Source organism: Gordonia sp. NB41Y (assembly GCF_030718915.1).
Lineage (GTDB): Bacteria > Actinomycetota > Actinomycetes > Mycobacteriales > Mycobacteriaceae > Gordonia > Gordonia desulfuricans.
In genome coordinates, this window is the sequence record NZ_CP132196.1 from 3,628,880 (window position 1) to 3,649,336 (window position 20,457).

Annotated in this window: 16 protein-coding genes; 7 read left to right on the forward strand and 9 right to left on the reverse strand. The window is 65.9% G+C overall.

All coding sequences use genetic code 11. The features are described from left to right. Nucleotides 1–25: 25 nt before the first annotated feature. Nucleotides 26–1,057 (forward strand): hypothetical protein, encoded by a 1,032-nt coding sequence (locus Q9K23_RS15665; protein WP_261977928.1) that lies wholly within the window; start codon nucleotides 26–28, stop codon nucleotides 1,055–1,057. Nucleotides 1,058–1,196: 139 nt separating this feature from the next. On the opposite strand, the gene Q9K23_RS15670 is transcribed toward Q9K23_RS15665, so the two are convergent. Further along, a complete protein-coding gene (locus tag Q9K23_RS15670) occupies nucleotides 1,197–1,631 on the reverse strand; it encodes a nuclear transport factor 2 family protein (RefSeq protein ID WP_053777347.1) in 435 nt (144 codons plus the stop codon). A 257-nt stretch (nucleotides 1,632–1,888) separates the two neighbouring features. Here Q9K23_RS15670 and Q9K23_RS15675 point away from each other — a divergent pair, with 257 nt between their 5' ends. Then, nucleotides 1,889–3,475: a long-chain fatty acid--CoA ligase gene (locus tag Q9K23_RS15675; RefSeq protein ID WP_305950195.1), complete on the forward strand. Its 1,587-nt coding sequence runs from the start codon at nucleotides 1,889–1,891 to the stop codon at nucleotides 3,473–3,475. 2,249 nt (nucleotides 3,476–5,724) lie between these two features. Here Q9K23_RS15675 and Q9K23_RS15680 read toward each other — a convergent pair. From Q9K23_RS15680 to Q9K23_RS15690, 3 genes are read right to left on the reverse strand one after another with little or no spacing between them, the layout of a single operon-like run. Beyond that, nucleotides 5,725–6,621, reverse strand: a complete 897-nt coding sequence (locus tag Q9K23_RS15680) for an SDR family oxidoreductase (RefSeq protein ID WP_020790131.1) — start codon at nucleotides 6,619–6,621, stop codon at nucleotides 5,725–5,727. Between the two features lie 36 nt (nucleotides 6,622–6,657). Further along, complete coding sequence (locus Q9K23_RS15685; protein WP_053777346.1) at nucleotides 6,658–7,794, reverse strand: acyl-CoA dehydrogenase family protein; 1,137 nt, start codon at nucleotides 7,792–7,794, stop codon at nucleotides 6,658–6,660. 2 nt (nucleotides 7,795–7,796) lie between these two features. Beyond that, on the reverse strand, nucleotides 7,797–8,591 hold the full coding sequence (locus Q9K23_RS15690; RefSeq protein ID WP_020790135.1) for an enoyl-CoA hydratase-related protein: 795 nt from the start codon (nucleotides 8,589–8,591) through the stop codon (nucleotides 7,797–7,799). Nucleotides 8,592–8,860: 269 nt separating this feature from the next. On the opposite strand from Q9K23_RS15690, the gene Q9K23_RS15695 reads away from it, so the two are divergent. Continuing rightward, on the forward strand, nucleotides 8,861–10,144 hold the full coding sequence (locus tag Q9K23_RS15695; protein ID WP_053777345.1) for an MFS transporter: 1,284 nt from the start codon (nucleotides 8,861–8,863) through the stop codon (nucleotides 10,142–10,144). A gap of 162 nt (nucleotides 10,145–10,306) precedes the next feature. Here the strand turns inward: Q9K23_RS15695 and Q9K23_RS15700 are convergent, their stop codons facing one another. From Q9K23_RS15700 to Q9K23_RS15720, 5 genes are all read right to left on the reverse strand, one after another. Further along, complete coding sequence (locus Q9K23_RS15700) at nucleotides 10,307–10,834, reverse strand: hypothetical protein (protein WP_053777322.1); 528 nt, start codon at nucleotides 10,832–10,834, stop codon at nucleotides 10,307–10,309. Then, complete coding sequence (locus tag Q9K23_RS15705; RefSeq protein WP_020790130.1) at nucleotides 10,831–11,763, reverse strand: acyl-CoA dehydratase activase; 933 nt, start codon at nucleotides 11,761–11,763, stop codon at nucleotides 10,831–10,833. Before Q9K23_RS15705 ends, Q9K23_RS15700 begins: the two co-directional genes overlap by 4 nt. Nucleotides 11,764–11,765: 2 nt before the next feature. Beyond that, nucleotides 11,766–13,106, reverse strand: a complete 1,341-nt coding sequence (locus Q9K23_RS15710; RefSeq protein ID WP_053777321.1) for a 2-hydroxyacyl-CoA dehydratase family protein — start codon at nucleotides 13,104–13,106, stop codon at nucleotides 11,766–11,768. A gap of 14 nt (nucleotides 13,107–13,120) precedes the next feature. Then, nucleotides 13,121–14,293, reverse strand: coding sequence for a 2-hydroxyacyl-CoA dehydratase family protein (locus tag Q9K23_RS15715; RefSeq protein WP_053777344.1), 1,173 nt, complete (start codon nucleotides 14,291–14,293; stop codon nucleotides 13,121–13,123). A 183-nt stretch (nucleotides 14,294–14,476) separates the two neighbouring features. Beyond that, entirely contained in the window at nucleotides 14,477–15,316 is an 840-nt protein-coding gene (locus Q9K23_RS15720) for a PaaX family transcriptional regulator C-terminal domain-containing protein (RefSeq protein WP_053777343.1), read from the reverse strand. 313 nt (nucleotides 15,317–15,629) lie between these two features. On the opposite strand from Q9K23_RS15720, the gene Q9K23_RS15725 reads away from it, so the two are divergent. From Q9K23_RS15725 to Q9K23_RS15740, 4 genes are all read left to right on the forward strand, one after another. Further along, nucleotides 15,630–16,421, forward strand: a complete 792-nt coding sequence (locus tag Q9K23_RS15725) for an SDR family oxidoreductase (RefSeq protein ID WP_053777320.1) — start codon at nucleotides 15,630–15,632, stop codon at nucleotides 16,419–16,421. A 54-nt stretch (nucleotides 16,422–16,475) separates the two neighbouring features. Further along, on the forward strand, nucleotides 16,476–17,324 hold the full coding sequence (locus Q9K23_RS15730; RefSeq protein ID WP_082365881.1) for a PaaI family thioesterase: 849 nt from the start codon (nucleotides 16,476–16,478) through the stop codon (nucleotides 17,322–17,324). A gap of 83 nt (nucleotides 17,325–17,407) precedes the next feature. Next, nucleotides 17,408–18,568, forward strand: a complete 1,161-nt coding sequence (locus Q9K23_RS15735) for an acyl-CoA dehydrogenase (protein WP_082365886.1) — start codon at nucleotides 17,408–17,410, stop codon at nucleotides 18,566–18,568. A gap of 204 nt (nucleotides 18,569–18,772) precedes the next feature. Beyond that, nucleotides 18,773–20,416, forward strand: a complete 1,644-nt coding sequence (locus Q9K23_RS15740; protein ID WP_020790065.1) for an AMP-binding protein — start codon at nucleotides 18,773–18,775, stop codon at nucleotides 20,414–20,416. Nucleotides 20,417–20,457: the final 41 nt, after the last annotated feature.

Genomic DNA, 20,457 nt, shown 5'->3' on the forward strand with positions numbered 1-20,457 from the left:
CCCGACACACAGGATGGACCCTGCAGTGACTGGCAATCAACCCTTGGTACGCAACGACTTCCATGATCGTCTGGTCACCCCCGGGCAGGCCGGACTCCCCGACCGGTTCTTCGACCGGTTCGTCTTCAACCTGCACGCCGAGGATGCGCCGTCGCCGTCGGTGCTCCTCGGATTCGGCATGTACCCCGCCAAGGACACCGCCGATGGATTCGTGGTGGTCTCCGATCGCACCGAACAACGCAACCTGCGGTACTCGACCGAACTCTCGGCCACCGAGGGCGACGGCGCCGGACCCTTCCGGTTCGAGGTGGTCGAACCCAACGCCGTCTGGCGGTTGTCCCTGGACGACAACCCGATCGGCGTGGAGTTCGATCTCACCTGGCGGGCTCGCACACCCGCATGGTTCGGGACCGTTGCGGTGGCCAACGCGACCGACGAGTCGACGGAGTTCGAGCATCTCTTCCAGTCCGGCCGGTACGACGGCACGCTCACCATCGACGGTGTCACGCAGGCCGTGGACGGCTGGTACGGGCAGCGCGATCGTTCGAGGGGGGTCCGGACGATGGCCGGCGGGCAGGGCCTGCACATCTGGTATCAGGCCCAGTTCCCCGACTATTCGATCGGCTTCCTGCTGGTCGAGACCCGCGGCCACGATCGCCTGCTGCTCGAGGGCGCGGTGATGCACGAGAGTGGACTGGTCGACCCGATCATCGATGTTCGGCATCGCCTCACCTTCGACGAGAACCGTGATCTGGTGGAGGGGATCGTCGTGGTGGACACCGAATCCGGGAGTTCGTTCGAGGTCTCCGCGGATGCCCGGGCGGGTGGCGGCTACATGGCCGGTGCCGGATACGGCGGACACCACGGCAAGCAGCTCGGGATCGACCACGTCGAGTCCGATCGGTATCGGCTCGACGGCTCGGTCAATCCCAACACCCTGGACTCCGCGCTCACCGATCGTCTGTGCACCTTCGCATGTGACGGCCGGCAGGGGAGCGGGATCTTCGAGTTCGCGCTCACCCGTAGCCGGTCGTACCAGTACACGCCGTCGGTGTGACCGGCGTGGCCATCTCTCCTCGGGAGATGGCCACGCGTCCGCCGTGGCCGGGCGGGTCCGCATCGTCGCGGCCCCGCCGGCCCGTGCGGTGTCGTTGTCGGTCCGGGGTGTCTCGGCTCGGGGCCTTGCCCGGTATCGACTAACTCGGGGACAACTGCCGGGAGAGATGACCCGCATCCCAGTACGCCGCAACGGATACCGCCCTTCCGTGCTCGTCGACTCCCCAGACGTCCATCCCGGCGACCTCGAAGCTGCGCCCCGACGGGGCCTCACCGGGGCGGTACCCGACTCCCGAGTCGGAGCCGGTCATGATCCATTCCTGGGCGACGGTTCGAGCGACCTCGTCGACCAGGGGACGGCCGACGGGTTCGAATCGCAGGTCCGGGAATGCCTCCCACCCGAAGAGGAGGAAACCTCGGGCTCCCTCGCGGGAGGTCAGGGGAGTGGGCAGCAATGGATCGGTCCATCGCAACGTCGGCGCGAAGGCGTCGAGGGCCTGTTCGATGTCCCGTTGATTCCAGCTGGCGAAGTAGCGTTCCGGGTAGCTTGCGAGATCTGTTGTGGCAGTGTGCATCACGTGTCCTCCTGTAGTCGGCTGATCGACTGATCGCGTCGTCCGGTGTGATCGGTGTCGAGAATCCCCGATATCGATGAATTCAAGCATTTCGACGTGGTTCTCACATCACCACGGTGAGGGGTTCGCAGACCCCGCATCGGGGTGGTCAGAACAAACTCCCTCGTTTGACGTCAACATGTTCCGGCACGTGTGCTCGGCCGTGATCTGCTGTAACATAACGGTATTCGGCCATATCGATCGTCGACTTCTCCTCGATGTGTATCGCACCCGATCGTGGTGCATCGGCCGATCCTCACCCTTTCGGCGATAGGACTCTGATGAATCCGCTCGGTCTGGCAACGTGGCTCTCCGCCCGCGCACAACGTGATCCGCACAAGCCGGCTCTCACGTTCGAGAACGAAACCTGGAACTACGCCGAGCTGCAGCGAAGGGTGGAGGAGCAGGCTGCATTCTTGGCCTCGACCGGGGTGTCGGTGGGTGACCGTGTGGCATATCTCGGGATGAACCACAGCAACTTCCTGGTCGCCCTGTTCGCGGTGAATCGACTCGGCGCGACGTTCGTACCCTTGAACTATCGGCTCGCCGACGACGAGCTCACCTACATCCTCGATGACGCCGGCGCCACCGCGCTGATCGCCGACCGACAGCATGTGCCGATCATCGACCGAATCCGCGGTTCGCTTGTCGTGCAGTCCTATCTGACCTTCGACGGCGAGTTCGACGGCTGGCTTCAGCACGGTCCCGCCGAGGTCGGTTCGGTGCCGGAGGTCGAGGTGTCGCCGGACGATGTCGCGGCGATCCTCTACACCTCGGGAACCACCGGCCGCCCGAAGGGTTCGATCCTCACCCACCGCAATATCTGGACCGGGAACGTCAACTGGATGCTCGCGGTGAACTATCACGGTGAGCACATCGCGTTGACCTCGGCGCCGCTGTTCCACTCGGGTGGGTTGTGTGTGATGACCCTTCCCGTCCTCATGGCCGGCGGCCACGTCATCATCCATGAACGGTTCGATGCGGACCGGGTTCTCGCCGATGTCGAGACCTACCGGGTGACCTCACTGTTCCTGGTGCCGACGATGATGCTGTACCTGACGCAGGAGGCCACATTCGATTCCGTGGATCTGTCGTCGTTGCAGATCATCGTCGCGGGCGCCGCGCCTGTACCGAAGCATCTGCTGGAGTTGTTCGGTTCTCGGGGGATTCCGGTCAGCCAGTGTTGGGGGATGACCGAGACATCCACCGGTGCCACCTTCCTCGGTACGGAACGAGCATTGGACAAGCTGGGATCGTGCGGCACCCCGGGCATGCTCAACGAGATGAAGCTGATCGACTTCGACGGCAACGACCTGAACACGCCCGGTGTGCCCGGAGAACTGTGTGTCCGGGGCGACACGGTGACCCCCGGATACTGGAATCTCCCCGACGCCACCGCTGCGGCGCAGCTCGACGGAGGTTGGTTCAAGACCGGTGATGTCGCCTACCAGGACTCGGATGGCTTCTACTTCATCTGTGATCGACTGAAGGACATGATCATCTCGGGTGGTGAGAACGTCTATCCCGCCGAGGTCGAGAGTGCCATCTACACGCATTCCGCCGTTGCCGAGGTCGCCGTGATCGGCATGCCCGATCCCGAATGGGGTGAGCGGGTGGCAGCGGTGGTCGTACCCAAACAGGGTGCGACGATCGAACTCGACGAGTTGCGCGAGTTCCTGGGCGGAGCCCTGGCGCGGTACAAGCTCCCGCGTGAGCTCGTGGTGGTCGACGAACTGCCCCGCAACACGACGGGCAAGATCATGAAGCATGTACTCCGCAAGGATGTCGGCGCCGTCCGCTCGTGACTCGGCTCATCGGGTCGATCATCCACTGAGCGTCGGGGGTGGTCACTATCCGACGTTGGCTGCGGAGATTTCGACTCGGGTCCTCGCGATGCTCGGTCCCGGCTCAATCAGCCACGGCTAGTGGGTGGTTGAGCCGACGAGGAGCGTAGCGACGAGTCGTGTCGAAACCTCGGACGGCTGATGTCGTCGACGTGACCACCTCTGGGGTGGTCACTATCCAACGTAGGCTGCGGAGGTTTCGACACGGGTCCTCGCTGCGCTCGGTCCCGGCTCAATCAGCCACGGCTAGTGGGTGGTTGAGCCGACGAGGAGCGTAGCGACGAGTCGTGTCGAAACCTCGGACGGCTGATGTCGTCGACGTGACCACCTCTGGGGTGGTCACTATCCAACGTAGGCTGCGGAGGTTTCGACACGGGTCCTCGCTGCGCTCGGTCCCGGCTCAATCAGCCACGGCTAGTGGGTGGTTGAGCCGACGAGGAGCGTAGCGACGAGTCGTGTCGAAACCTCGGACGGCCGACGTCGTCGACGTGACCACCTCTGGGGTGGTCACTATCCAACGTAGGTTGCGGAGATTTCGACACGGGTCCTCGCTGCGCTCGGTCCCGGCTCAATCATCAATTGGAGTCTCGGCTCAATCAGCTACGCCTGGTGGGTGGTTGAGCCGATGAGGAGCGTAGCGACGAGTCGTGTCGAAACCTCAGTCGGCCGATGTTGTCGACGTGACCACCTCTGGGGTGGTCGCCACCCGGCGTTGGCTGCGGAGATTTCGACACGGGTCCTCGCTGCGCTCGGTCCCGGCTCAATCATCAACCGGTAGCCCTGCTCAACATCAACGAGAGTCCTAGCTCAATCAGCCACTGGCTGTTGGTGGTTGAGCCGATGAGGAGCGTAGCGACGAGGCGTGTCGAAACCTCGGACGGCCGAGCTCCCCAACGTGACCACCTCGGGGGTGGTCACCTTCCAGTGTTGGCTGCGGCGATTTCGACTCGGGTCCTCGCTGCGCTCGGTCCCGGCTCAATCATCCATGGCTAGTGGGTGGTTGAGCCGATGAGGAGCGTAGCGACGAGTCGTGTCGAAACCTCGGACGGCCGAGCTCCCCAACGTGACCACCTCGGGGGTGGTCACCTTCCAGTGTTGGCTGCGGAGATTTCGACTCGGGTCCTCGCTGCGCTCGGTCCCGGCTCAATCATCCATGGCTGGTGGGTGGTTGAGCCGATGAGGAGCGTAGCGACGAGGCGTGTCGAAACCTCAGTCGGCCGACGTCGTCTACGTGACCACATCGGGGGTGGTCACCTCCCAACGTCGGCTGCGGAGATTTCGACTCGGGTCCTCGCTGCGCTCGGTCCCGGCTCAATCATCCATGGCTGGTGGGTGGTTGAGCCGATGAGGAGCGTAGCGACGAGGCGTGTCGAAACCTCGGACGGCCGACGTCGTCGACGTGACCACTTCGGGGTGGTCACCACTCAACGTCGGCTGCGGAGATTTCGACACGGGTCCTCGCTGCGCTCGGTCCCGGCTCAATCATCCATGGGGCGCCTGCTCAACATCAACGAGAGTCCTAGCTCAATCAGCCACTGGCCATTGATGGTTGAGCCGATGAGGAGCGTAGCGACGAGTCGTGTCGAAACCTCAGTCGGCTGATGTCGTCTACGTGACCACCTCCGGAGTGGTCGCTATCCGACGTAGGCTGCGGAGATTTCGACTCGGGTCCTCGCTGCGCTCGGTCCCGGCTCAATCATCAACCGGTAGCCCAGCCCAATCAGCCACTGGCCATTGGTGGTTGAGCCGATGAGGAGCGTAGCGACGAGTCGTGTCGAAACCTCAGTCGGCCGACGTCGTCGACGTGACCACCTCTGGGGTGGTCACTATCCAACGTTGGCTGCGGAGATTTCGACACGGGTCCTCGCGATGCTCGGTCCCGGCTCAATCATCAAAAGGAGTCTCGGCTCAATCAGATACGGCTAGTGGGTGGTTGAGCCGATGAGGAGCGTAGCGACGAGGCGTGTCGAAACCTCAGTCGGCCGAGTTCGCCTACGTGACCACCTCTGGGGTGGTCACTATCCAACGTAGGTTGCGGAGATTTCGACACGGGTCCTCGCTGCGCTCGGTCCCGGCTCAATCATCAACCGGTGGCCCGGCTCAATCATCGACCGGTAGCCCGGATCAATCATCCACGGGCCGTGGATGAGTTGTGGGGACACGAGAACGGCCGCTGTCGGTGACAGCGGCCGTTCTCGGTGTTGCTGGTGTCAGACGCTTCGCTGGGACTTGCTCGATTCCGAAGCGGCCTTGCTGGTCTCCTTGATCTGCTGCCAGTCGGCGTCGGACAGTGTGGTCAGACCGGCGAAGGTGCCGGGTCCGGCCAGCATCTGGCCGCCGTCCATGGCGATCGTCTGGCCGGTGAGGTAGTCACAGGCATCCGACAGGAGGAACATGGTGAGGTTGGCGAGCTCGTCGATCGTCCCGGCCCGGCCGGCGGGGATCTGATCGGTCTGCGTGGCGCCCACCGAACTCTTGTCGGTGGGGTTGAGCATCTCCCAGGCGTAGTCGGTGGGGATCGGTCCGGGGGCAACGGCATTGACCCGGATGTTGTACTTGGCCCACTCGACGGCCAGGGACATGGTCATGGAGTGCACCGCGGCCTTGGCCATCGCCGACGGGACGACGAAGGCCGACCCCGTCCACACCCAGGTGGTGAGGGTGGACAGGATGGACCCGGGGAGTTCGTCGGCGATCCACCGCTTACCCGCGGCATGTGCGGTGTGGAAGGAGCCGTTCATCACGGTGCTCGTGATCGCCTGGAAGGCGCGCGGACTGAGATCCTTGGTCTGCGCGATGAAGTTGGCCGCGGCGTTGTTGATCACGCCGGTCAGCGGGCCGTGCTCGGACCAGATGGCACCCATGGTGGCGTCGACGTTCTCGTAGTCGCGAACGTCGACGGTGTGGTAGTGCACCGATCCGGGACGCGGTTCGGAAGCCTCGGCCGCGGCCTCGGCGAGGACCGCCTCACGCCGGCCCCACAGATGGACCTCGGCGCCGTGTTCCACCAGGTGGCGTGCAACTCCGCGACCGAGGCCGGTACCGCCGCCGGTGATGAGAATGCGTTTGCCGGACAGCAGTTTTGAGGAGAAGGGGGTTTCGCTCATCGGACACCTCGTCGATGGTCGGGGCCGGCAGATTGCCTACAGGCCGATGTTCTTCGCGATGATCTCGCGTTGGATCTCGTTGGTGCCACCGTAGATCGGCGGAGCCAGGGCGCGGCGGACCTGGCCCTCCATGCCGTATTCGCGGGCGTAGCCGTAGCCGCCCATCATCTGCATCGCCTCGAGTGCGGTGTTCTTGGCGATCTCGGTACAGCGCATCTTCGCCATGGCACTTTCACGGGCGAGATCGTCCTCGAGGCCGGCATCGATCTTGGCGGCGACGTCGTAGACGAACACCCGTGCCATCTCGATGTCGGTGGCAAGGTCGGCGATCCGGTGACGCAGGGCCTGGAACGACGAGATGGGCCGGCCGAACTGCTCGCGTTCTCCCGCATAGGCGATGACGTCGTCGAGCGCGCGTCGCGCACCACCGATACTCATGGCGGAGATGATCATCCGCTCGATCGAGAGTCCACGCATGAGCTGCTTCCACGCCTGACACGGGGTGCCGACAACCGCCGAATCCGGGACCACGACGTCGGTGAAGAACACGTCGTTACAGGTCCGCGGTTCCATCGTCTCGATGCCGCGGATGGTCAGCCCCGGGGTCGAGGTGGGCACCATCAGCAGGGTCATACCCTGATGTTTGGTGCCGCTGGAGTCCTCGCGTGCCAGCACCAGGATGTGTTCGGCCACATGAGCTGCCGAGATCCAGGTCTTCTGGCCGTTGAGTACGTAGCGGCTGCCGTCGCGATGGGCACTCACCCGGAGTCCGGCGAGGTCAGATCCCGCGCCGGGTTCGCTGAGTGCGATCGCCTCGAGCCTGCCGGCCACCAGGTTGGTGACGACGGTCTTCTTCTGGTCGTCGGTGCCCCACCGCAGATAGGTCTGTGCGGCGGTCAGGCCGGTGGAGTAGGCGGTGATCGGGGCCAGTCCACGGGTGGACTCCTCCAGGAAGATGCACTCCTCGACGAATCCCGCACCGCCGCCGCCGAACTGTTCCGGCAGCGACACCCCCAGCCAACCGTTGCGGGCCATGTCGGCCAGCACCGTCGGACTGTTGGCCAGGGTCCCGCCGTCGGTCACCGCATCGCGCTGGGCGACGGTGGCCAGTTCGCGGCGGCAGTAGTCCGACACTGCCGCCGCGAACTCACGCTGTTCTGTGGAGAACTGCACGGTCACTTGCCCCGGTAGGGGGTGAAGTCGGGCTTGCGCTTCTCGTTGAAGGCGGTGATGCCCTCGCGGGCCTCGGGGGTCTCGCCGAAGATCTCGAGGGTGGAGTACGCCATCTGTCCCACGCTGACGAAGTGCTCGGTGTCGGTGTTGAGCGACTGCTTGAGCACCTTGAGTGCGGTGGGGGAGAAGTCCAGCATCTGGTCGGCCCAGGCGCGCACCTCGTTGCGGAGTTCGGCGGCCGGGACCACCTTGTTGACCAGACCCCAGTCGAGTGCCTCCTCGGCCGACAGGCGGCGCAGCATGAACCAGATCTCGCGTGCGCGCTTCTCACCGACGACGCGTGCCAGGTAGCCCGAGCCGAGTCCGGCGTCGAAGGAACCGACGCGCGGGCCGTTCTGCCCGAACTGGGCGGTGTCGGCGGCGATGGTGAGGTCACACAGGACGTGCAGGACGTGGCCGCCGCCGATGGCCAGGCCGTTGACGGCCGCGATCACGGGCTTGGGGTTGTCGCGGATCACGCGGTGCAGCGACTCGACCTCGAACAGGCCGCTCTGGGAGGGGCCGTAGTCGCCGGTTTCGGCGCGCTGCTTCTGGTCGCCACCGGCACAGAATGCCTTGTCGCCGGCGCCGGTGAGGGCGACGACGCCCACGTCGGAGCTGGCCCAGGCGCGCTTGAAGGCGAGGATCAGCTCGTCGACGGTCTGCGCGCGGAACGCGTTGTAGCGCTCCGGACGGTTGATGGTGATCCATGCCAGCCCGTTGTCGACCTCGTAGGTGATGTCGGTGAATTCGCTCATCAGACTTGGGTGTCCTCTCGCTGTGTAGATGGGGTGACGGCCCGTCGCGTATATGGACTGACCATTTACGCCACACTAACCGTGGAACCTTGCGGGACGCAAGAGTGGTGGTCGACGTCGTCGCCGGGATGGCGCGTGTCGCCGGGTGACTGTGTACTAGGTCCGATATTTACTTTTGGTCGGTCCATATGTTTCAGTGTGTGACGTCCGGCACACCTGGACCGGACCTCTTGGACGACACCCAGACCGCAGGGGAGTTCGCATTGACCATGACCACGACGCCCGCACGCACCGGCCATCTCAATCGATGGTGGTATGTGGCAACGGGATTCTTGACCCTACTGTTCGGCACCGCCACGGTGAACGTGCTCTTCAACATCCTGGGGAAACCCATGACCGAAGAGTTCGGGTGGAGCCGTGATGTGATCACCAACGGATTCTCGATCGAGACCGTCTTCGTCGGCATCAGCATCATCGTCCTCGGCGTGCTCGTCGACCGGTACGGACCGCGAATCCCGACGCTGCCGATGACCCTCGGCTTCGGCATCGGCCTGATGCTGATGGCCGTGATCCCCAACAGCCAGATCGCCTTCTACGCCCTGTGCGTGCTGATCGGGGCGAGTGCGGGTGCGGTCAACCCGGTCGCACATGCCACGGTGGTGAGCGCCTGGTTCGTCGACCGGCGTGGGCTCGCACTGGGCCTGCTGATGGCCGGCAGCGGTGCCTGCGGCGTGCTGATGCCCTACCTGGCCAACTGGCTGGTGGGGCTGATCGATTGGCGCGGAACATTTCTGGTGATCGGTGCACTGTGCACGGCCATCCCGACCGTGGTGTACGCCTTCGTGACCAAGATGCCCGCAGACTATGAGCGCGAACGTGTCGCGGCACGATCGGAAGGCCGTACGGCCGGTGAGTCGCTGTGGCGCATCGCCCGCACGTCCCGACAGTTCTGGCTGCTGTGCGCGGCGATCTTCCTGGTCTCGTCGGCAACGTTCGGGTTGATGTCGCAGGTGGTCCCGATGACCACCGACAAGGGGATCGACAAGACGCTGGCGGTGACATTGCTGTCGGTGCTGAGCCTCTCGTCCATCGCCGCCCGACTCGGCGTCGGATACCTCCTCGACCGGATCTTCGCATCGTTCGTCGGCGCCGTCATCTTCGCGCTGTGTGCGGTCGGTGTCATCCTGCTCATCTCGTCGACCTCGAGTCCGGCGCTGTTCCTCGGGGCGGTGCTCATCGGTCTCGCACTCGGCGCGGAAGGCGACGTCGCGGCGTACATGACGAGCCGGTACTTCCCGAAGCACTCGTACAGCCGGGTGTTGGGTTGTGTGTACTTCCTGTTCGCGATGGGCTCGGCGGCCGGTGTCTTCCTGCTCGGGCAGGTGTACACGATCACCGGGTCGTACACCGCGAGCATCGTTCCCATCGTCGCGATGGTCGTGGTGGCCATCGTCTGCCTGCTCGCGATGGGCTCCTATCGCTACTCCCTCGACCACCAGGAGATCTCGGTGGACTCCGAATCACCGGCCGAACAGGCCGCGATGACGAGCTGACGGGACCGAACCGACGGGACCGAACCGACGGGACCGAGCTGACGGGACCGAGCTGACGGGACCGAGCTGACGGGACCGAGCCGACGGGACCGAGCCGACGGGACCGAGCTGACAGGACACAGTGGCGAGCCCTGGCCGGCATCATCGGATGCCGGCCAGGGCTCAGTTCTGTTCGGGGACGCCGGTGTCGGTCGCGGCCGCCACCACGGCTGCGGCGATCTGTTCGGGTGTGCGGTCGGCCGATCCGTCCACGGTGCGCAACCGTATGTGCTCGGGTCCATCGGTCGGGCCGGGACGGCTTGCGGCCGAGTCCAATCGGATCACCGTCCCCGCCCCGAGTTCGGCCATCGTGTGTCCGGCGATGTCACTGACGAGCTCGGGTCCGCCGGTACAGGACACCACGATGTCGGGGTCACCCAACGCGGCGGACAGCTCGGCCACCATCCGTTGGGCCTCGGCCGGTGCGGACATCTCGCCCGAGGCGGCGACCGACCACATGCCCGACGCGGCGCCGAAGACCGCGCGTGCGGTGTTCTCGGTCTCGGCGGCGTCCGATCCGATGATGCCGATTCGCTGCGAGCCCGCGCGAACCAGGTGCAGCGCCACCAGCCGGCCCACCGGGGTGTCGCCACCGACGACGAAGACGGTCGAGTCGGTCAGTCCGCCACCGGGTGCCGACGACGAGCTCATGGTCGCGGTTCCAGGGTCAAGGGCACCGGTTCGTGGTGGTGGTCGAGTGAACCGTCACAGCCCTGGCAGCGCGGAGCCGCCTCGGTCTTGCGTTCGGCGAGAAAGCGTCTCGTGGCGGTGTCCTGGGGTTCGGTCCGCGCGATCGCACCCAGGTGTTCGTCGCGTGCGAGCAGCCCGGCCCCGTACGCCCCGGCGATCTGCGGTTGCGTCAGGATCTGCACCGGATGACGCAGGGCCTTCTCGATGTAGTGGCGTGCGGCGGCGTTCTGGGCGACCCCGCCGGTCATCACCGTCGGGGTGTCCTTGCCGACCTGCGCCACGAGGCCCAATGTCCGTGCCGCGACCGCCTTGTGCACCGACGCGGCGATGTCGGCCTTGTCGAGTCCCTGCGCCAGCATGGAGATCACCTCGGTCTCGGCGAAGGTCGCACACATACTGCTCACCTCGAGGCCCTCGGTTCCCGACAGCGCGAGATCGGCGATCTGGTCGATGTCCACCTCGAGCGCACGCGCGAGCACATCGAAGAACCGGCCGGTGCCGCTGGCGCACCGGTCGTTCATCGCGAACCGCTCGACGAGGCCGTCGTCGCCGACGGTGATCGCCTTGCTGTCCTGGCCGCCGATGTCGATCACGAGCCTGACGCCGGGATGCATGGCCGCGGCCCCCCGTGCATGGCAGGTGATCTCGGTGAAGGACCGGTCGGCACCGGGTACGAGTTTGCGCCCGTAGCCGGTGCTGACGATCCGTCGGATCTCCGAGGCGTCGACGCCGGCATCGGCGCGGGCGCGGTCCATCGCCACGGCCACCGCATCGCGGCTCACCGCACCCATCTGCACGACTGCCGACCCGGCGATCTCACCGGCGTCGTCGACGATGACGGCCTTCGCTGTCGTCGACCCGAGGTCGACTCCCATCACATACCAGGACATCGTCAGACCAGCATCTTCGTTCGCTGGACGTCGATGGCCTCCAGCATCGCCTCGAGCCGGCTGTCGAAGAGCTCGTCGTTGTAGAACGACGCGTCGGCGACGTCACCCTCGAAGAAGAAGGACTTGACGCCCCGCTCGCGCTCGGCGGTCTTGGCCAGCATGGTCTGCGGGTTGGTCATGGCCCGGCAGGTTCGGGTGGAATGGAAGGCGATCCCGTCGATCGCGTACTCGTCGAGACGCCGGATCAGCAGCTCCTGCAGGTTCTTCAGCCCGTGATTGAGCGGGCACAGCAGATAGTGCTGGGCCATTCCGCGCAGGGGGTTGTCGACGTCGATGAGTTGCGGTTCCTGCCAGAAGGATTCGTGGGTGTAGCGTCCGGCGACCACGGCCACGTCGTACTCGGCGAACTTCTTGGTGAGGAAGCCGAGCTTGTTCCAGTTCATGATCCCGTCGAAGTAGACGCGGTATCGCTCGTCGGCGATCGCCGGGACACCGTCGACCAGGCGCTGCTCGATCTCGGCCTTCACCCCGGCGAAGTAGTCGACGAGTGCCTGGTTTCCGGGCAGGAAGTTGATCGGGGCGATGCTGGCGACCCAGTCCCAGTAGGTGGCGGGGGTGGGTGCCTGGGTGCACAGGGCCATTCCCTCCAGGCGCAGCTCGGATGCCTTCTTGATGTAGGACATGCTCTCGCTCAACACATCCCAGTCGAACGGCCGCCCGGTCTGGTGCTCGAGGAAGGCGACGAGTTCACGCAGCTGGCCCTCGGCGTAGTCGCTGACCTCCTCCCATTCCTCGCCCCGCATGTAGCCGGCGTCGGGCTTGTTGCCCCACAGCATCGGGAGCGAGACGTTGAAGACCGGGAGCTGACGGTCGAAGACCCGGTAGGTCATCGCATCCCACTGCTGGCCGGTACTGCAGCCGGCATAGCCGTTGACGAAGAAGTCGGGTGCGGGCAGCTTGGCGGCCAGCTCCTGCTGGTCGAGCATGCCGACCACACCGGTCTCGCTCTCGGTGAGATTCTGCTGGGTCAGGACCGCACAGCCGAGGTGGGTCCTTGCGTAGGAACACAATTCACCGATGTAGCCGTACTCCGCGCCGGCCAGCTGGGCGGGTTCCTCCAGGTGCTGTGCGGCGAGGCGGGCGGCGAATGCCTCACCGTGGCACCATTCGAGGCCCGCGGCCTGGAACAGCGGGTTCATGGCGGCGCCGTTGTACCAGACGACATGCTTGCCGCGTTCCTTCGCGGTGAAGATGTTCTCCCAGTAGTCGGCGGTCATCTTTCCGCCGACGCGGGTGCTGGCGAGCTTGTTGGTCTTGTTCTTCTGGAAGAGTTCACTGGTCATGATGTCTCCTGGGTTCAGACCGCGATCGGGGCCGGACGGCGGCGGATTCGTTCGACGAAGGTCTCGAGCTGCGTGCGCAGTTTCTCGAGGGGCAGACCCTCGTGCTCGGTCTCGATGAGCAGCAACGGGATACCGTGGGCGTCGAGGGCCTTGCGCAGCTCCGGGTAGTACAACATGTGCGGTTCGCAGAACTTGGCCATCAGGACCACCACACCGTTGGCGCCGCTCTCGGCGACCGAGTCGAGAAGGTAGGTGTCCCAGTCGACGTCGCTGGTCACCCGGGTCGGGCAGGGTGCGTTGACATTGCGGTCCAGATACCACGTGGTGAGCGCGGCGAGCGGATCGTCGGTCTCGGGCACGTCGGTGGAGATGTAGCGGTAGCCGGTGTAGAGGTCGTCGTCGACGACGATCGCCCCGGAATCCTCTATGGCGTCGAGGATCTCGGGTCGAGGGGCATGACAGAAGTGGCCCGACAGGTGGATTCGGACCACGTCGGCCGGTGCATCCTGCTCTACCCGGAGGTCGGCGAGGATCGTCCGCAGGATCGTGGTGTGCTCGTCGATGTCCATCACCATCGACGACTTGACCAGCAGCTGCATCTGGCTCGCGGTGATGTGTGCCCGGCCCGACTTGCGCAGCGCGTAGAACTCCCGGAGGAGTTGCCGGTTGCCGTTGTAGGCCCGGATGCTCGCGGTGATCCGCTCGGGTGTGACCGCGGTGCCGGTGACCTTTTCGATCTCGGCGGTCAGCTCCGAGATCCGGTTCTCCACCCGTGGTCTGGTCAGTGCGCCGTCCATGGCGCTGGTGAACTGGGCGAAGTGCACCGGGGTGTCCGGACGCTTGTAACGGATGACGTCGACGGCCCCGAGCAGCTGGACGCAGTGGTCGGCGGCGACGAAGGCGTCGATGCCGTCGAGTTCACCGATGGCGATCTGGTCGGCGACGCTGCGGGTGTAACCGCAGTAGAACTCGGCGAGCAGGCTGCGTCCCTCGGTGATGGGTGTGCGGCTCTCCTGGATGATCACCGGATGGGCGTTCGCCGCGTGGACGAGTTCGACGGGGAAGTTCATCGGGAACGTCCCGATCGCGGGACGCCCGTGCGCGGACTTCCATCGTTGTACGTAGGCGGCGGGATCGTCGGCGGCCGACTTCAGGAGGGCCATGGAGGGTGCGTGGAGTTGGCTCACGATGTTCCTTTGGCTGAGATGAGACGCGGTGGCTGTGGACGAGTCGAGCTCATCGGGCGTCACCTGAAACGATACATTTCATGCTAGATCATGTCTAGATGTGTAAAACGTCGAGGCGGATCCGTGGGCGGTCGGGGATGACGGGGTGGCCGGGTGTCGATACCTCTCGGCATCGTCCGGTCGTCAGTCCGGCCGGGCGATCTCCAGCCAGTGGGCATGCGCGGCGGGGGCGCGTTCGGTGCGCAGCTCCTGTAACCGCCGGATCACGGTGAGGCCGGGCCAGTCGGGCAGGAGCTCCTGCGGTAGTTGGGGATCCATGTAGGGGGTGTGGCGCAGTGCGTCGATCAGCTCGATGTGCGCGACCAGTGCGGCCTTGCCGGTGAGATGGTCGTTGTTGTCGAACCGTGCGCGGAGGGACTCGTAGGCGCTCGACACCTTGTCCAGATCCCAGGACCGCTGCACGATCTCGGACTCGGAGATGCCGACCGTCGTGGGCGATCCGATGAACGAGATCGTATTGGATTGCAGGTCAAGGGATTCGATGGCGGACTGGGCCTCGGACAGGCGGTCGGCATGCGGCGACACCCAGATCCCGGCACTGGGGTTGCCGAAGCCCGCCCATCGGAGGGCGGCGTAGAGCTTCTTGCGGGTGGCCCGCTGTGATTCGGGGATCGGGACGATCAGGACGAGCCAGTTGCCGTCCCAGCGCTGCGCGGAGGTGTCCGGGAACACGCGGGTGGTGCCCTCGCGGAACAGCTCGTATGACCGCTCGGTGACCGCCCACTTCGTCTCGCGGCCGTCCCGCTCGGGGGCGATCAGGCCGGATGCACCCGCCCGGGAGATCGCCTGCCGGCTCGCCGACTCGCCGAACCCCACGCCGGTGAGCGCGTAGAGCAGTGCGGCGGTCCGTACCGGCCTGCGGTAGGGGGCGACGAGCTCGCCGAGGATGGAGATCAGTGCCGATCGGGCGCTCTTGATGGAGGTCGTGGTGCCTTCCAGGATCTCGTCGCACTGATCGGTCATGAGCGACATCGTAGTCAGCGGGGATCGTCCCGACGGAGTCGACGGGAGCGGCCGGCCTCGGCGCGGCGCGGTCGGCGTCGTGGCGGTCTGCGCGGGTGGGGTCATCGGATACCTCCGGGGTGAGCGGGGTCGGGCCCGTCCTTTTTGATACATCTCTGGATAGATCCGCATCCATAGTGTAGAACGTTAACCAAGGCGCGGATACCCCTCGACGACGTCGGGGCGGCGCGCACAGCCCTTCGTCACCACGGTGCGGCGTGACCCGGTCCCGGGTCGTCGGACACGTCGGTGTTCGTCTTCGAGAGGTGAAGTCGTGTCAGAATCTCCCCTGGTCCGGACCTACGCGGACTCCGGTGCACTCATCGTCGGCGGGACCTCCGGTGTGGGGCTCGCGACCGCGCTCGGCCTCGCCGGGGCCGGTGTCCGGCGAATGGTGCTGGTCGGCCGCGACAAGGAACGTGGCGACGCCGCGCGTCAGGCCGTGCGTGAGCACCATCCCGATGCGGGCGTCCACTTCATCTCCGCCGATGCCACCGACGAGTCCGAGGTGGAACGCGTCGTGTCCACCGCTCACCGCGAGCTGGGGTCGCTCGACATCTGCGTCAACTCCACGACCACCGCCTATCGCCCCGAACTGCTGCACCGGACACCGGCCACGGACTTCTCCGGCATCCTGACCGGACAGGCACTGCCCCCGATGCTGTTCACCCGCGCCGTGCTCCCGCTGATGCAGGAGCAGGGGGGCGGGAGCATCGTCAACATCGCCTCCGACGCGGCGAAGGTGCCCACCCCCGGGGAGAGCGTCCTGGGGGCGGCGATGGCGGCGATCGTGATGTTCTCCCGGGTCGCGGCGATCGAGGCCAAGCGAAATGGTGTGCGGGTCAACGCGGTGACGCCGTCGCTGATCAACGGCACCCGTACCGCCGCCAACGTCCTGAGTGACGGTTTCAGCCGGTCGCTGTTCGAAAAGGCGGCCACCCAAGCGCATCTGGGAGTCGCCGAGGCCGACGACCTCGCCTCGCTGATCGTCTTCCTCGCCGGCCCGGGGGCCGCGCGTCTCACCGGGCAGTCCATCAGCGTCAACGGCGGGATCTCGGCCTTCTGATCCACGCCGTGTCTCCTCGTCCCGTCGGACCACACCCGCGATGGAGGTCGGAACATGTTGGTCGACAGCACTTCCCGATCGGATGGTGAATCCGGCGGGGTGACCATGGCGGAGACGGCGTCGATGCCGATCAGCTACATCCACGGACCGCCGGAGCAGGTCTTCGGTGTGGCCGGTGTGGTGGGCACGAGCCTGGCCACGGTCGGCGAGATGACGCTGGACGCCTCGATGACCGGGCCGGACGGCGTCACCCCGGGCGTACTGGGGGTCCTCGTCGACACCGCGATCGGCAGCGCCGCGGTCGCCTACCGGCCGGCGGGCGGCTGGGCGGTGACCACCGATCTCACGATCACCTTCTGCGGTCGCTTCCCCTCCGCCGCCGGCACGCGGCTCGTCGCGCGAGGCCGCTGCGTTCACCACGGGTCCACCGGTGCGAGCGCCACGGGAACCGTCACCGACGGGAACGGCGGCATGGTCGCCGCAGTCGTCGAACGCATCGAGTTCAGCACGGCGTCCCCGCATCTGCGCACGGTGCGGGGCGAGGGCGAACCCGCCGGTTCGGGCCGGCCGTTGCCTGCGCTGCTCGGACTCCGACGGTCGGCCGGGACGGTGGAACTCGACGTCGTCGACCCGCTGGTGAATCCGGGCGGGTCGCTGCACGGCGGCATCGCGATCTACGCCTCGGACCTGGCCGGGGCCTCCGCGGTGTCGGCGAGGGTGCCGGGCCTGGTCACGGCGTCGCTGCACATCACCTACCTCCGCCCGGGACCGGCGGGATCGACGCTGGGCTTCGTCGCCGACGTGGTGTACATCGGACGCAACTCGGCGCTGGTCACCGTCGACTCCGTCCGCCCCGACGGCAAGGTGTGCACCCGCGCCTCGATCGCCTACCGCCGCCCCTGACGGCCACCGCCGACCGGCCGCCCCTGGATGTGGACGGCCCCGACCACCTGCCCCAACGCTGCTCGACCCGAGAGGACGCACAGATGCCACCATTGCTCACACCCGAACAGGACAACATCCGCAAGGCCGTCCACGACTTCGCCGACCGCCGCCTCGCCGACGGCTACCTCGCGCGGGCCAAGAGCAGCGATTTCCCGTGGGAACTGCATCGCGGCATCGCCGAACTGGGCGCCCTCGGGCTGCTCGCCGGTGAGAAGTACAACGCGCTCGGGACCGAGGACTACGTCACCGTCGGCCTCGTGATCGAGGAACTGGCCGCGGCGGACTTCAACATGGCCAACGCGGTGATCCCGGTGATGCTGATGAGTTCGCTGCTGGCCGCTCATGCCGAACCCGAGGTGCAGGACACCTGGCTGCCACGTCTCGTCGCGGGGGAGACCTATGTCGCGTTCGGGCTCACCGAACCGGAAGTGGGTTCGGATGCCGCCCGGATTCGGACGACGGCGACCCGGGTCGACGGCGGGTACCGCATCACCGGTGAGAAGACCTCGGTGACCATGCTCCCGAACTCCGAGGCGATCCTGCTCGCGGCCAGGACCCTGCGCGACGGTTCGGATGTGGGTGTGTCGACCTTCCTCGTCCCGCTCGACGCCGCGGGGATCGCCACCTCGGAGGTCGCCGACACCGGGTGGCGTCCGCTGAGCCGCGGCGTACTGCACCTGGAGGACGTCGTCGTGCCCGACGTCAACCGGGTGGGTCCGGAAGGTCGGGCATTCTCCAAGGTGCTCAACGGATTCGACTTCACCAGGCCGTTGCTCGCATTGGCCGGCATCGGGACGGCGCAGCGGTCGGTCGACGAGACCGCCGAGTACGTGCGGCACCGGGAGGCGTTCGGTGCTCCGCTCGCGACATGCGAGGGGGTGTCGTTCCCGCTGGCCGAGCATCTGACGAAACTCGAAGCGGCACGGTTGATCTGCTACTCGGCACTCGAGAAGCGGAACCGGGGTCTGCCGCATACGGCCGAGGCGGCGATGGCGAAGTGGTTCGGGCCGGTCACGGCCTCCGCGGCGATCAAGGATTGCCTTCTGCTGCACGGGAACTACGGATACTCGAGCGAGCTGCCGTTCGAGCAGCGGTTGCGGGACGCGATGTCGGTGGAGATCGCCGACGGGACGGCGCAGATCCAGAAGATCATCATCATGCGTGAGACGTACGGCAAGGATTTCATCCCATACTCCAGGTGAACGGCATGCCGACCGGTACCCGCCCACGATGTCGTGGGCGGGTACCGGTCGTCTTTGCTGTTGATCTGAAATACGTTGCGGCGCAACGGTACTTTCCCGACATTGTGGTTGCATTTGAATGGTACGACCTTTATTATGTGATGTGAGCCACTCATCCGTGAACCTGTCCGGGTACGGTTCACGTAGCTGATCGGAGCCGAATCCATGCCACTCACCATGTCTTCCTGGCCGGCCGTCGCCGGTTCGGGTGTCCGGGACGTCACCCTGCCGCAGTTGATCAGAGAAGGGGCGGCCGCAGATCCGGACCGGATCGCACTGGTCGACGCGGTCGCCGACGTCGATGCGCGACGCAGCTGGACGTATGCGGAACTGGTCGCTGATGTCGAGCGCTACGCGAAGGGGCTGCTGTCCGACTTCGCGCCCGGCGACCGGATCGCGATCTTCGCGCCGAACAGTGCGGACTGGGTGATCCTGCAGCAGGCCATCGCGATGGCGGGCATGATCGTCGTCGCGGCCAATCCGGCCTACCGGGCCGACGAGCTCGAGTACGTGCTGGGGCAGTCCGGGGCCTCGGGGATCTTCTATCAGGCCGAGTATCGCGGGGTAGATCTCGCGGCGATCGTCGAGCAGGTGACCACCGCGCTGCCCGCGATCCGGCTGGCGGTACCCGACGCCGAGTGGGCCACCTATGCCGAGCGTGCCGACCCGGCGACGGTCCTGCCCGACGTCGAGGCGAGTGCACCCGTCCAGATCCAGTACACCTCCGGTACCACCGGATTCCCGAAAGGTGCACTGCTGCACCACAAGGGAATCGTGAACGAGGCGACCTTCGTCTTCGAGCGTGCGGGTATGGGGGACGGCGGGGTCTGTGTCAACGCCATGCCGATGTATCACATCGGCGGTGGTGCGGTGACCGAGCTGGGCACCTTCTCGGCGCGCGGAACCTACGTGGTACTACCGGGATTCGACCCGGCCGCGGTACTCGAGGCGTATGAGACCTATCGGGGCACACATGGTCTCCTGGTACCCACGATGCTGCTGGCGCTACTCGATCACCCGGATGCCGCGACCCGCGATCTGTCGAGCATGCAGACGGTGATGTCCGGCGCGGCGGCGGTGCCCGAGGCGCTCGTCCGTCGGGTCACCGCGCAGTGGAACTGCGACTTCTCGATCCTGTTCGGCCAGACCGAGATGCACGGCGTCATCAGCCAGACCCGGATCGGTGACAGCCCCGCCGACCAGGCGACCACCGTCGGACAACCCCTGCCGGAGCTCGAGGTCCGTCTGGTGGACCCGATCACCGGCGAGGTGGTGGGGCTGGGTGAGCAAGGCGAGATCTGTTGCCGCGGTTATCAGAACATGCTCGGCTACTACGACATGACCGAGGCCACGGCCGCCACCATCGATGCCGAGGGCTGGCTGCACATGGGCGACCTCGCGACCATGGACGACCGGGGCTTCCTGAAGATCACCGGACGTCTGAAGGACATGGTGATCCGTGGCGGCGTCAACATCTATCCCCGCGAGATCGAAGAACTGCTCTTCGGCCATCCGGACATCAGTGACGTGGTGGTCGTGGGCGTGCCGGACGAGTACTGGGGTGAACAGATCGCCGCGGTCATCCGCCCTGCCGACGGTGCCGCCCCGCCGGACCCGCTGACTCTGAAAGAATGGTGCCGCGAACGGATCTCGGCGCACAAGGTGCCGTCCCTGTGGTTCTTCACCGATCAGTTCCCGATGACGCCGTCGGGCAAGATCCAGAAGTTCCGGGTGCGTGCCGACATCGAATCGGGAGATCTGGTCCCCGATGCGGTGACGAGTGGCAGGTCGTCGGTCGCCAAGGCGTGACGGGGGCGCGCAGGGTGGTGATCGGACCTGCGCCTTCGCGC